This window comes from Pinibacter soli (assembly GCF_029961145.1).
In the GTDB taxonomy this organism is placed as follows: Bacteria; Bacteroidota; Bacteroidia; order Chitinophagales; family Chitinophagaceae; genus Pinibacter; species Pinibacter soli.
On record NZ_JASBRG010000001.1, the window covers coordinates 471,516 to 484,455 of the forward strand.

Genomic DNA, 12,940 nt, shown 5'->3' on the forward strand with positions numbered 1-12,940 from the left:
AGTCATCCTCCCATCTGTGCTTTTACTAATTGATAATAATGACCTTCTTTTCTTTGCATTAAAGATTGATGATTGCCTACTTCCACCACGGTTCCACTTTTCATTACAATAATTTGGTCAGCCTTCTGAATTGTACTCAGGCGGTGGGCAACAACCATCACCGTTTTATCTTTAAAAATCGAGTCCAATGCCATTACTATTTTTTGTTCATTGATCGCATCCAACGCGTTAGTAGCTTCATCAAAAAATAAATAATCAGGATTTTTATATAGAGCTCTGGCTATCAAAATGCGTTGTTTTTGGCCCCCGCTTAAGCCCTTTCCCATTTCACCCATTATTGTTTGATAGCCCTTGGGCAAGGCTTCTATTTCAGTTGCAATGTTTGCAGTCGTAACGGCATTCTTTAAACGGCTGTAGTCAATATTTTCATCGTCCAAAACGATATTATTCAAAATCGTATCGTTAAACATTTTTCCATCCTGCATTACTGCGCCGCAGATATCGCGCCACTGCCTAAGGTTAATGTTTTGAATGTTCAAATTGCCAATAGTGATATTTCCATGTGTGGGTTTGTATAACCGCAAGATCAATTTTAGCAAAGTCGTTTTGCCACTGCCGCTATCGCCTACAATGGCGGTAACTTTTCCCTGCGGAATGATGAGAGAAACATTTTTTATTACAAAGTCTCCCGTCTTACCATATTGGAATGAGACATTTCGAAGGAGCAAGTTTCGTGTCTCCGACAATTCAATTTTATTGTTTACAACCTCCTCTTCTTCTTCCTCTAGCTGATGAATTTCATTTAATCTTAAAAAGCTAATTTTTGCATATTGATAATTCTGAATAAATGATATGAATTGCATTACAGGAGCATTGAGCATTCCAATAATAAATTGAGAAGAAATCATTACCCCAAATGTTATTTGGCCGTTTATTACTGCATTTGCACAGAAGAAGGTAATACCCAAATTGGTAAGCTGATTAATAAACTGAGCACCGGTGTTCTGGAGATTAGTGACGGTTTGCACTTTACGGCTTATTTTATAGAGTTGTACCTGTATATCTTCCCACTTCCAACGCTTTTGCTTTTCGTAGTTATTGATCTTAATATCCTGCACATTGCCAATGGCCTCTACCCAATAACTTTGATTTTTTGTATTTGCTTCAAAATACTCCCAATCCAGTTTTTTTCGTAGCCGCATAAAAAACAATACCCAGAAAATAAAGAGTGCACTACCGGTGAGATAAATAAGACATAAATAAAAATTATAGAACAATAAGATGATACCGAATATAAAGAACGTAAGTGTTGAAAAAAGGAAGTTCAAAGAGTTGTTCATCATGAACTGCCTGATGCGATCATGATCCTGTGCTCTTTGCAAAATGTCACCTATTAACTTGTTTTCGAAAAAGGTGATTGGCAGCTTCATTAATTTTATCAGGTAATCAGAAATTATAGAAATATTGACGCGTGAGGTAATATGCATTAATATCCAATTCTGTGTTATGGTGCATAAAAGCGTGCACACGATGATTGTAATATTTGCAATCAGCATCATGTTAATGAACGTAATATCGTTGGCTTGAATGCCTACGTCAATAACAGACTTTGATATAAACGGTAAAACCCCTTGCAATAAAGTAGCCAGCAACATTACAATCAAAAGATTGGCGAAGCTTTTTCGATACGGCGTAAAATAACTCAAAAAATTTTCAAATGTTTTACGCCGCTCTATTTTGGAATTTTTGTGTCGCTGGCTGAAATCTGCCATAGGCTCTATGGCAATGACTGTTCCAACAGCTCCATCGGCGTCTATCCAATCTCTTTTAAATTCTGCAATAGTGTATTTCAGTAGTCCTCTTCCGGGATCGGAAACCTTTACATGACTTTTGGTAATTTTATAAACAACAATAAAATGATTGCTCTTCCAATGTACAATAGATGGGAGCGGCATTACCTTGAAATCATCAAATGACAGTTGAATGCACTTTGTTTTTAAACCAATAATTTCACAGGCATTACAAATGTCTAGAAGACTTACCCCTTCTGTGCCAATATTGCATAGGTCACGCAAATACGGCAAGCTGTAAAATTGCCCATAAAATTTAGAGATGATCTTAACACAAGCCGGGCCACAATCTTTGCTGTCAAGTTGGTATTCATGAGGAAAGTGAAACATTTAGAAAGAATTTCGCCAGTGTTGAGTTATTGTTGTTGTTCAATAGGTAAGTATTTGAGCATATCAACGTATTCTTAAAGTGCAGAACTTTTCAATATTCTCCTTCGTCTTAGTAAACACGCTAATCATGGTTACGTCAGCCTTGTTTGCTCTGTACATTGGATCAATAATTATTCTTAAGAGATTATTTTCATCCACAAGAAATTTGCGATAGTCTTCATTCACAATTTGATTGTCAATGACAAAAAAAACCACAGTACTGTCCGAAAGCTTAGTATACTTTTGCTTTAAGGCATTTAAAGAAATGATCCGGGGATTGTAGTTCCTGTTTATACTATAAAAAAACATTTTGTTACCCGGCGCTACGTGAATACTATCAAGTACATCTCTGGGTATAGTACTGACAAGGGATTCGTCAATTCGTTTATTATCGAGGTAAAACTCGACATCGGGATTTTTCAAAAATCTTTCCCCGTAATGCACTTCCAATGTTGTACCTACTTTTTCACTTCCTTTAATAACAACCCGCGTTTTGTCCCCAGTGATCTTTTGTCCAAAAGAGTTTGTTACAAAAAAAGCAAGTATTAGAGTTAAGGTTTGTTTCATAATAGTGATTTGATAGTTTTGCTTAAACATTCAATTCTAAAAAGATTACCGTATAATCATATACTTTTCGTTCCAAGCCCTTTCTTCTGCTGGTGTTAATAAGCAAATGACGGTAATATTGTTGGCTTTATTTGTGTGATCCATTGGTTCTACAATCATTTTTGAGAAAAGCTTTTCATTGACAATGTATTTATCATAATCGTCATTGATAATTCTTCCGTGAAGCATAAAAAGAACAGCGGCAGTATCAGGCAAATTAGTAACCTTAGCTTTTAATGCTGTTAATGTGATGGGCTTGTGAAGCCAATCATTTTTTGTGTTAACGTGCACCTGATTATTATTAACATCGACATTACTGATAAGCTCTGGTTCTAAATCTCCTACAATGTATTCGTCAACTAATACATTATTTATAAAGAATTTAGTATTGGGTTTTAAAGGTTGCTTTTTAAAATATTCAACCCTTAAAACAGTATCGCTACCGGCAATTATAACGCCACTTACTTTACTGTTTGTAATCTGCCCAAATATATTTGTTGCACATAGTAGCAGTGTTAATGTTATTAGTTGTCTCATATAAATAATGGAGCTTATCTTATCATTATTTTTTGTGTTCGATTGTCGGAAGCCTTTTGATATGACGACAAGACGAGTGTTTTAGGATGAGAAGCAGGAAACTCCCCTGATAAACGGACTTCCAAAAATGTTGCCCCCGCGGAAAACGGGAAGTCCAAAATATCATATTCCCACTTTTCACCATTACATAGTTCGGCGTATTGATATGGCTGAAAACATATATTTACATTATAGCTTTCAGATTTCTCAATAGTAAAAGAACAAGGTTTACAACCTATATAAATCGCTTGACCGGTAACAGGAAAATCACTATCCTTTAACATAAAAGTGTGTTGACCTCCGTGGGAATCTAATGAGTGCCGATATACCGTGTCTCTATTTTTGTTTAATAAAACTGCAGATATATAATTGATCGCCTTAAGCCCGCTACTGTCCATTCCTTGAACAGTGATTATTTTATTCGAATCCCTACTACTTTTTTGTTTAATAATGTTAACTCTTGTTTTTAGAGCAGGGACGACATCGGAATTTTCAAAATTCAGGTACAGTTTTTTACCAGATATTTTATATGTACCTTTCCCAAACCCGGCAGTCTGGTCAATAAGCCATTTTGAATTATTCCAATAGAAAAAAGAGTCGGTGCCATATTTAAAAGTAATCGATTCATAAAAATAGGTTGTATCCTTCTCTGTATCCAAGCTGCCAACATAGGTTCCTCCTATTTTATTCTGCAGTTGTGAATACGAAGTATCCCGATTGCGATTAGCTTGCCCAAAGCAAAAAGATTGACTGACGATTAAACTAAGTGCCAAAAAATATTTATACATGCTCATAATTAGTGGTTAGATATTCATCATTTAAAATATTGCAGAGCCTCAGTTTTGCCCAATAGCTAATAGATTAAAGTAGAACAGCATACAAAAAGTCTCTACAATAATATTCATTTACTAATTTCATTTAACTGATGTAAGAATTTTTATCGAATACGCGGCTACGGCTCCAGAATTAAGAGACTGAAGTGACATTGTATCCATTCTTCCAGTCATCGTATTGGCGTATGAAAATGTGGGATTACCATTCGCGTCCTTGGTGTAACTTGTAAAAGTAATTTCATGTCCCACTCCTGAATGGTAGTAATTAGGTATGATAGCTAAAACAGGCTGGTTATTATCCAACGCTTTCATAATATCGCCCGCGCCGCTTATATCCTGATAGTTAAAAAAATGACCAATGATAGTGTTATACTCGCCGCTACTGGTGTTTGTTCCGCTGTTTATTACATCTGTACTGCTGGTATTAGCTTCCACCCAGTCAGTTATCTTCTGTACATCAATTGAATGTCCTAATAGCGCTGAGGCATAGCTCATATTTGTTTCCACGCAACTTTCGCCATCCTGAACAGGAATGGGAACAGAAGAGAAATAAGAAAAAGCGTCCGGCATTTGATGAGCATTTGCACTATAAAACCCCATCGCATCGTTAAAATAGCCTGAACTGTTTTTCATCCCATCTTCAATACCCTTTTGCCATAAATCTCCATACATCCATGCGTAGTCATAACTTTGCCCATAGTTACTAGCATCATCTAACGCATTAAACAAATATGTTGGATCAATATTCATTTCCAACGCCGCATTCAACATATCTTCCACATAGGTTTTTTGGCTCCAGCCAAGGCCTTTCAAATCATTACTGGCCTCAGATGCCTGAATTGAATCATATCCACTGGTAATACCCCCAACCCTGGAGCCCAATACAATGTCTTCCATATCTTCGAAGCCCACTCCAAGGCAGGCGTCCTGCCCATACGCAGCCACAGCGGCATAAAAGCCATCAATATATTTACCAAAATATCCCGCTGCCTCACCATTAAAATTGTCCATAGAGCCAACCGCTGCCACCAATCCATTATTAGTATAAACAAAAAGGTTGCCTCCCTTTTTACTCTTCATGTCTTCTTTTGTAAGATTAACCTGAAGTTCCCCAAAACTCAGTTTTTGTGTTTTCCTCATACTTAAATTTTATATTTTGATTAATGTGTAAAAAATCTAGCTTCTTTTATATCGCAGCACTACCTCACCGTCTTTTAAAATAAGGCTGTCCTTAGTAAGCGAAATAATCTTATAAGCCATCGTATCTATACCTTCAGTATGATTACCTATACTTTTACTTACAAGATGAAGACTGTCAGAAGCTGCCCACCACTTGGTATATATCAACGTGGCACTATTGATAGATTTTGCGGAGCTGTCGGATAAAAGCTCAAACCCCTGTATTTCTTTTTCGTTACCGGGAATAGGCTCTGCCCATCGACCTGTTAAGGATTGTTTATCGAGATGTGCAGAATCATCAGGAGAGATTATAACGTCAGTTTGCTGACTTGTATTTACTCTTTCATTGCAAGAGCAAAGTATTGCAGAGACGACAAAAACACGCAATAGAAGCTTATTCATATGGTATCGCTTTTAAGATTATGGCTTTTGAAGAATTTGAATTCCAGCTCTTATGAGCTAATGAAGATATATTCAAAATCCAATGCAGGCATTTATAAAAATGCCATTTTTTTGTTGAAAAGGGACTTTTTAAAGAGGCTTAAAAAGGGTATTTTTCTCTCTGGTCGCCCAAAATTTCAAATTAAAAATACCTTTGTTTCAAACTTTAGGGATATGCGAAAATACTTGTTCATATTAGTTGCGTTGGCTGCAGCATGCTCTCCGTCGAAACGTACACAGTCTACGACTTCTTCGTCAATTGTTATCGATGGCAAACTCTGGGCATCTGTTTACCAGCAAAAAGCGGCAGAATACAAGGCGCTTTGCTACCAGGCTTATAATATCGCTCAGTTGAGATTGGATCAATCTTTACAAGCTGCTGGAAAGCCGAAAGCAGTTGTTACGGATATCGACGAAACGTTTTTGGACAACAGTCCTTATGCTGCTAAGCAATCTTTAAATGCCAGAGACTATGAGGCGGCAACATGGAGTGAGTGGACCTCACTTGGACAGGCAGACACACTTGCCGGTGCGCTTGGATTCTTTAAATATGCGGCTTCAAAAAATGTAGAGGTTTTTTATATCACCAATCGTGAGGAAAAGGAAAGAGCCGGCACATTAAAGAATCTTCAACAATTCGGATTCCCCTTTGCGGATGATGCGCATTTGATAATGCGCCAACCGGGCAGCTCTTCCAGCAAGGAATCAAGAAGGCAAACTGTTTTGCAAACGCATGATATCATCCTTTTATTGGGTGATAATCTTGGCGATTTCAGCGTTTTGTTTGATAAGAAAAGTCTGGATGAACGTAATACAAATACCTTTATAAGTGCCCAAGAGTTTGGCAAACGATTTATTGTCCTGCCTAATCCATCCTACGGAGATTGGGAAGGCGCTTTGTATAATTACAATTACAAATTATCTCCTGCCCAAAAAGATTCGGTAGTAAGAGCGAATGTGAAGGGATTTTGAGAGAGACGAGGCATTGCCTTGTCTTAGCTGTGAAAAATGCCTGTCTTTGTAAATTTGAAATTAGTTGCTATTCGACATGTTAGCGAAGCGCATGTCGAATAGCCTAAGCTTCAAATAAAAAAATCATAACAAATCATGACAATCTGCGTTCCTGTATTTATTTGTTGCTGTATACCGGCGTTTTCACATCATGGTAAAACAAAAATGTCCAGCCTTCGTCGTTGCCTTGTTGCCACCATTTTTGCCTGAGTTCCATACAAAGTTTTCCGTCGTAATCGTATTTGGCCACGAACTTACTTTTCATTTGCTGAAGTTGTGGCGCTACATCTGCTCCAAAGAAAACTGTCTCGCCGCCGTCAACGATCCAAAACACCTGGTGAAACGGGCAATGCGCACCAGTTACATGATATTTGATATAACTGTCGATCACGCCATCACCATCGAGCCACTTTACATTGGATGACAGCTTTAAACAGTCGAAGTCTTCGGTTAAATAGGAAGGTATCCCTTTTTCAAATGCGTATTCGAACTCTTTCTTTTGAATGTAATAAGTGGCATTGGGGAAGCTTAATTCTCTCGAGTTATCGTTGCCAATGTTACGACTAATGCCGCCTGCATGGTCCTTGTGTAAGTGCGACATCAATACCTTTGTAACATCGGATGGATTAATGCCCACATTGGCAAGGTTTTGATGCAATTGTAATCTGCCATCTTTCTCAAAACCCAAGCCTGCATCGAGCAACAAAACGTCTTCTGAAGTAATGACAACGAACGGTTGTACTTCAACGAGCAAACTCCCTACTGCACGCTTTTGCAGATCATCACTTTCCGTATCAAACGGCACAAAAAGCTTTGTTTTATCTATGGAAAAACTCCCCTCTGATAGTGGTATTACTTTCATTAATTAGGAATTATGAATCAGGAATCAGATAGTTCTTAATCGCTAATTCGTTTTCAGCTTTCACGTTTTTCGATCAAGGGCGAATGCAATTCGCCCCTACAACCCATTTTCAATTTTAAATTGGGCGTATGCGATACGCCCCTACAATTTTCAATTACCTCAAAACCATCTGCCTGTCGGCATCAAGACGAATGAGAATGAATAACAGAATTGTAAAGGTAAGCAATGATGTTCCTCCATAACTAATGAATGGCAATGGAATACCAATTACCGGTGCAAGACCAATGGTCATGCACACGTTGATAGCAATATGGAAGAATATAACGGAGGCCACGCCGTAAGCATAGGCGCGGCTGAAAACACTTCGCTGTCGCTCTGCAATGGTTACTATCCGCATCAATAACAAGAAATACAACCCGAGCAATACAAAGCTTCCAAGGAATCCAAAGCCTTCACCAATGGTGCAGAAAATAAAATCTGTTCGCTGTTCGGGAACGAAATCGTATCTCGTTTGTGTACCTTTCAATAAACCTTTTCCAATCAAGCCACCACTGCCAATGGCAATTTTGCTTTGCCGCACGTTGTAGTCGCCGTCGTCTTTTTTCTTTGTTCCGTTTGCTTCGAGGTCAGCAATGTCTTCGGCGTTTTTCGGTACGTACTCTTTACCGATCGTATCGTAAATACGTTTTACCTGGTAAGGTTTAAACACATGATCAAACATGAATGGCACGGCAAAGCGTTGCACGCCCACGCATACCACCCAAATGCCAATGATGAGAAACAGCAATCTGCGTCTACGTTTGATCTGCCTCCTCATTATATAAATGCATAACAATGCAATGACTGTTAAGATGATCGCCAGTGTATTAGGCTCCATGAGCAAGGTTGCTACTACTAGTACCGCAGCAGAGAACCCAATAATCAAAATGCCTGCAGGCAAGCCTTCACGGAACATTACCAGGAAGAATGAAAAATATACAAGAGCCAACCCTGTTTCGTGTTGTGCGATGGAAATGAATCCCGGCACAAGCGCGATGGCTGCGGCAATTAGTTGTGATTGTGTCTTAGAGAAATCCGTTTCCACACGCGACAGATATTTTGCCAGGGCGAGGCTCACAAAGACTTTACACACATCGGCTGGTTGCAGCTGAAATGCGCCACCAATTTTTATAATAGATTCTGTTCCCTTAATATTTGTGTGAAATGGAAATACAAGCAACAGCAAGAACATGCCCGCAGCATACCAAAGGTTTGCGGTGGCGGTAAAAAATTTACTGTCTGTTAGCAGAATAAAAACCGCGAGAACACTTGCAATACCAAAGAATAACGTTTGCCTGCTGTAATCTGTCTTAAAAGAAAGAAAGCTTTGCAATACATTGTCTCCTTCACGATAGGTAGCCGCGAAAATACTCATGATGCCAATGCCAGAAAGTATGATGAACAACCATACCAGCAACCAATCTATACCTTTTGATATTTCGGGATTATGCTGATTCATTGCGGCGGTTTGAGGATTTTGGATAATTGGTTTTCTCTGGCTCCATCATAGGATTCACTTGTGTTACGGGTAAAGGGTTGTCCTTCTTAGGTTGTGGTTTAACTGGTGCCTTTTTCGTTGCAGTATCTATAACCGGAGGTCTATACCCTCCTTTCAGATATTTACGAATAAGGTTGCTGTCTTTTGTGAGCGAAAAACGCCCCCAGGCACTAATGGAATCCAGTATGTACTGCTCACGTGGTAAATAAGATGGCAAGAGATTGGCGTTGGAAATACGATCTGCTTCCAGTTTCCTGTCTGCACGCAAACTATCGGTGAGGTATTTTTCAACCAACAGATATGCCATCGGACCGGCCCATGTAGCACCGAAACCTCCGTTCTCAACAATTACAGACACCGCAATCTTTGGATTGTCTCTCGGTGCAAAGCAAACAAACACTGAGTGGTCCTTTAATTTGATCCTCTTTCCATCAAGAATTTTATAGTTTTCAGCAGTACCTGTTTTTGCACAAATGTCAATACCTGGTATTTTAGGAATTCGTGCAGCTGTACCTACGATGGTTACATCATTCATGCCGCCGATTACGGTATTATATGCACTGTCAGAAATGTGTGTCAGCACCTCATGCTGCCTGCGATACTTGCTCAGCACAGTGTCTTCCTGCGTTTCGCCATCAAAGGTTTTCACGAAGTGTGGCGTGTAATAATATCCTTTATTCGCAACGATACAAATGGCATTGGCGATCTGCAGGGGAGTCGTGGTCATTTTATCCTGGCCAATTCCTATTGTAACCATTGTACAAGAATTCCAGGAACCTCTGTACTCCTTATCATATTGGGTTGTATCAGGAATGTTACCACCGTCTTCACTTGGCAAATCAACGCCGGTTCTGTGGCCGTACCCGAACGCATTTGCATATGTTTTCCATTTCGTCAACCCGATGCGTGGATTATGGTATTCAGGATTATCAACGATCAATCTGAACGCATTTGAGAAAAATGAGTTACACGAGTGCGCAATCGCCAGTCTTAGGTTTGCCGCATGGCCGGCCCAATGCTCAGTACACTTTACGGGTCTGTTACATCCGTAATAAGCACCGGAGCAAGCGATGCCGCTTCTTGGAGTGATCACTCCTTCATCAAGTCCTATAAGTGCTTCAAGTGGTTTGTATGTAGAGCCCGGTGGATACTGACCCTTGATCGCTCTGTTGTACAAAGGCTTACTTGCATCCATAACCAACTTGCCGTAGTTAAATCTTTTCTCGGGACCGGTTAATAAGTTAGGGTCAAAATCAGGACCGGACACCATTGAAATAATACCTCCGGTTTTTGGCTCGATTGCTACGATGGCGCCGATTTTATTTTTCATTAGCTTTTCTGCAAGCTGCTGTACTTCCACATCTATATAAGTGCGCAGATTTTTCCCCGCAACTGCTGCCGTGTCATAAATGCCGTTTTCATATCTGCCTACGAGCCTGTTCTTATTGTCTTTGATCATGTATTGCACACCACGTCTTCCCATCAAAGTACTTTCATAATACTGTTCAAGACCGCTTCTTCCCACATAGTCACCAAGCCTGTAAAATCCATTGGAGCGTTTGATGATATTAGAATCCGCCTCGCCAATGTAGCCGAGAACCTGTGCACCTGTGTTGAAGGGATAAACGCGTACTGGTCTTTCTACCAAATCGAAGCCCGGAAACTTCCACATGTTTTCATCAAGTTTCGCATACATATCTGCAGGCAAAAGGTCTCTAAACACAGACGGGCGATAGCGACCGTTTTTAAATTTGGCCTCTATCATTCGACGGTTAAACTCTGCTGTATCAATCTGCAACAGCATGCAAAGCAGTAATGTATCTACGTTCTTTACCTGGTTGGGCGTTACCACCAGGTCGTACATGATAGTATTGTTGAGGATTGCTTTTCCTTTACGATCGTAAATAATTCCACGACTTGGATATACCACTTTTGCGAAAACGGCATTGTTAAATGCGAGCTGCTTGTACTTGCCTGAAAACAGTTGCAAGTTCATCAGCTGTGCAATTATGATGATAAATATACCTAAGAAAATTAAGCGGATTATTGTGCTTCTGGACTGGTTAAACACGGACATATAACAAAGGTAAATGAAGGTTTGGTCTGTTATAAACTTAGCGCAGTTATTATTTTTTTGTCCGGTAAAAGTTGTGAGTTATGAGTTTTAAGTAAGACGCCGCGCATTGAACATCTCGCCCTGGTTGGGCATCAAACAAAAAACCTCATTTTCCACTTTCAACTTTCAATTTTCAATTATACCGTATTCGTTCTAAACTTTTCTTTCCGGTTAAAAAGCAATTCTGCTATAACGATTAACAACAGGCTCATTGCGGTAGTGGCCAGAATTTTTCCAAGGAAATAAAGGAAGTTTCCAAACTGCAACCATTCCAGCAATACCAGGTAGATATTGTGAATAAGTGTCAAAATCACCACATAGGTTGCATAAGGAGCCCAGCCCATACTTGTGATGGAAGGAGACGAATAGTTTGTGTCTGCTCCTTCCTGCGAGATCAAAATATTAATAAGGAACGGTCTTATATATGCGATCAAAACACATGCTGCTGCGTGAAGACCAGGACATTTCAGAAAGTAATCAAGTGTCAGGCCAAATAAAAATGCGATAAACATCAATGCTGCTCTCGACGTTTTGAAAGGCAACCACAAAACGTAAAGGAAATAAACGTAGGGCACAATGTATTCATGCAAAGGTGGCACCTTATGCAGTACAAATACCTGGACTAGTATAAACAGCACAAACCTGATAATATTTTTAAGCGTTGTACTCATTGATTTTTTTGTGTTGCCTCTTCCAAAGCTTTACGTTCATCGAGCTGCAAGTTTTCCACTACATTGACGAATTGGACGCTCGAAAAGTTGGTAGCTGTCTTTAATTTTAATGTATAAAAGTTACTACTTGCGTCATTTACAATTTCCGCTACTGTTCCAATCATAATATTTGGCGGAAAAATGGACGACAGATCACTTGTAAGCACAGAATCGCCTTTAGCTATCGGAGCGCTCTTAGGAATGTTTTTAAGGAAAATATATTGCGGACTGGCACCATCCCATTCTACGCGGCCACGGTCGCCACTCTTTTTCAATTTAGCATCTACTTTAAACTGGCGATTCAGCACGCTCATAACCGTTGAGAAGTTTTCGCTCACATTGACTATGCGTCCTACAATTCCCTGCGACCCTATCACGCCCATGTCTGCATGAAGGCCCTGCTTAGCGCCCCGGTGCAGCATGAAGTAATTGGTTTGTGTAGTAACAAAATTACCCACCACTTTGGCTTCGTAATATTGATATTTCTGATATTTAAGAATACTGTCTACTCTTATAGAATCTACTACTATTTTCTTTGTGATATCGTAGCTTTCGTAGTTTTCCCTGAGCATCTTGCGCAACTCAAGATTTTCATGAACAAGCGCCTCATTGGTTTTCTTAAGCTGGAAATAGTATTCCACGCTATTGTATTTCTGGCTAACCCTGCCGGTTACCTCATTTGAAAAACCGTTGAAAACGGCCTCATGATATTTGTTGAAACGAAAAAGAAAGGATAATGCAATTATCTGTAGCACCAGGAACAGTAAAAAGTTGGAGTACCTCCTAATGAACAGAAAAATATTACGCATATGGGGGGAAGAAATTAGGAATTAGAAATTAGGAATTAGAG

12 protein-coding genes are annotated in these 12,940 nt (G+C 39.4%); 1 reads left to right on the top strand and 11 read right to left on the bottom strand.

Annotation, left to right across the window (positions count from 1 at the left end; translation table 11 throughout):
* Positions 1-2: 2 nt before the first annotated feature.
* From QJ048_RS01815 to QJ048_RS01840, 6 genes are all read right to left on the bottom strand, one after another.
* The gene (locus QJ048_RS01815; protein ID WP_282332618.1) at positions 3-2,180 is read right to left on the bottom strand and encodes a peptidase domain-containing ABC transporter; all 2,178 of its coding nucleotides are present in this window, start codon (positions 2,178-2,180) and stop codon (positions 3-5) included.
* A gap of 63 nt (positions 2,181-2,243) precedes the next feature.
* Positions 2,244-2,786: a hypothetical protein gene (locus QJ048_RS01820; protein ID WP_282332619.1), complete on the bottom strand. Its 543-nt coding sequence runs from the start codon at positions 2,784-2,786 to the stop codon at positions 2,244-2,246.
* 45 nt (positions 2,787-2,831) lie between these two features.
* The gene (locus QJ048_RS01825; RefSeq protein WP_282332620.1) at positions 2,832-3,362 is read right to left on the bottom strand and encodes a hypothetical protein; all 531 of its coding nucleotides are present in this window, start codon (positions 3,360-3,362) and stop codon (positions 2,832-2,834) included.
* Positions 3,363-3,376: 14 nt separating this feature from the next.
* Complete coding sequence (locus tag QJ048_RS01830; protein ID WP_282332621.1) at positions 3,377-4,195, bottom strand: hypothetical protein; 819 nt, start codon at positions 4,193-4,195, stop codon at positions 3,377-3,379.
* Between the two features lie 120 nt (positions 4,196-4,315).
* A complete protein-coding gene (locus tag QJ048_RS01835) occupies positions 4,316-5,374 on the bottom strand; it encodes a C39 family peptidase (protein ID WP_282332622.1) in 1,059 nt (352 codons plus the stop codon).
* Between the two features lie 36 nt (positions 5,375-5,410).
* Complete coding sequence (locus QJ048_RS01840; protein WP_282332623.1) at positions 5,411-5,815, bottom strand: lipocalin-like domain-containing protein; 405 nt, start codon at positions 5,813-5,815, stop codon at positions 5,411-5,413.
* A gap of 213 nt (positions 5,816-6,028) precedes the next feature.
* Between QJ048_RS01840 and QJ048_RS01845 the strand changes: the two genes are divergently transcribed.
* Positions 6,029-6,826: a 5'-nucleotidase, lipoprotein e(P4) family gene (locus tag QJ048_RS01845; RefSeq protein WP_282332624.1), complete on the top strand. Its 798-nt coding sequence runs from the start codon at positions 6,029-6,031 to the stop codon at positions 6,824-6,826.
* A 157-nt stretch (positions 6,827-6,983) separates the two neighbouring features.
* Here QJ048_RS01845 and QJ048_RS01850 read toward each other — a convergent pair whose 3' ends face one another.
* The 5 genes from QJ048_RS01850 to mreC form a co-directional block, all read right to left on the bottom strand.
* A complete protein-coding gene (locus QJ048_RS01850) occupies positions 6,984-7,727 on the bottom strand; it encodes an MBL fold metallo-hydrolase (protein WP_282332625.1) in 744 nt (247 codons plus the stop codon).
* Between the two features lie 154 nt (positions 7,728-7,881).
* Positions 7,882-9,225 carry a rod shape-determining protein RodA gene (gene rodA, locus QJ048_RS01855; RefSeq protein WP_282332626.1) on the bottom strand — a complete coding sequence of 448 codons (1,344 nt, stop codon included), beginning with the start codon at positions 9,223-9,225 and terminating at the stop codon, positions 7,882-7,884.
* On the bottom strand, positions 9,212-11,341 hold the full coding sequence (gene mrdA, locus QJ048_RS01860) for a penicillin-binding protein 2 (protein WP_282332627.1): 2,130 nt from the start codon (positions 11,339-11,341) through the stop codon (positions 9,212-9,214). Before mrdA ends, rodA begins: the two co-directional genes overlap by 14 nt.
* 176 nt (positions 11,342-11,517) lie before the next feature.
* Positions 11,518-12,051: a rod shape-determining protein MreD gene (locus QJ048_RS01865; RefSeq protein WP_282332628.1), complete on the bottom strand. Its 534-nt coding sequence runs from the start codon at positions 12,049-12,051 to the stop codon at positions 11,518-11,520.
* Positions 12,048-12,899: a rod shape-determining protein MreC gene (mreC, locus tag QJ048_RS01870; RefSeq protein ID WP_282332629.1), complete on the bottom strand. Its 852-nt coding sequence runs from the start codon at positions 12,897-12,899 to the stop codon at positions 12,048-12,050. Before mreC ends, QJ048_RS01865 begins: the two co-directional genes overlap by 4 nt.
* Positions 12,900-12,940: the final 41 nt, after the last annotated feature.

Bases quoted from the DNA above. Each gene is read 5' to 3' on its own strand.
- QJ048_RS01815 (WP_282332618.1), bottom strand. From the start codon at position 2,180: ATGTTTCACTTTCCTCATGAATACCAACTTGACAGCAAAGATTGTGGC.
- QJ048_RS01820 (WP_282332619.1), bottom strand. From the start codon at position 2,786: ATGAAACAAACCTTAACTCTAATACTTGCTTTTTTTGTAACAAACTCT.
- QJ048_RS01825 (WP_282332620.1), bottom strand. From the start codon at position 3,362: ATGAGACAACTAATAACATTAACACTGCTACTATGTGCAACAAATATA.
- QJ048_RS01830 (WP_282332621.1), bottom strand. From the start codon at position 4,195: ATGAGCATGTATAAATATTTTTTGGCACTTAGTTTAATCGTCAGTCAA.
- QJ048_RS01835 (WP_282332622.1), bottom strand. From the start codon at position 5,374: ATGAGGAAAACACAAAAACTGAGTTTTGGGGAACTTCAGGTTAATCTT.
- QJ048_RS01840 (WP_282332623.1), bottom strand. From the start codon at position 5,815: ATGAATAAGCTTCTATTGCGTGTTTTTGTCGTCTCTGCAATACTTTGC.
- QJ048_RS01845 (WP_282332624.1), top strand. From the start codon at position 6,029: ATGCGAAAATACTTGTTCATATTAGTTGCGTTGGCTGCAGCATGCTCT.
- QJ048_RS01850 (WP_282332625.1), bottom strand. From the start codon at position 7,727: ATGAAAGTAATACCACTATCAGAGGGGAGTTTTTCCATAGATAAAACA.
- rodA (WP_282332626.1), bottom strand. From the start codon at position 9,225: ATGAATCAGCATAATCCCGAAATATCAAAAGGTATAGATTGGTTGCTG.
- mrdA (WP_282332627.1), bottom strand. From the start codon at position 11,341: ATGTCCGTGTTTAACCAGTCCAGAAGCACAATAATCCGCTTAATTTTC.
- QJ048_RS01865 (WP_282332628.1), bottom strand. From the start codon at position 12,051: ATGAGTACAACGCTTAAAAATATTATCAGGTTTGTGCTGTTTATACTA.
- mreC (WP_282332629.1), bottom strand. From the start codon at position 12,899: ATGCGTAATATTTTTCTGTTCATTAGGAGGTACTCCAACTTTTTACTG.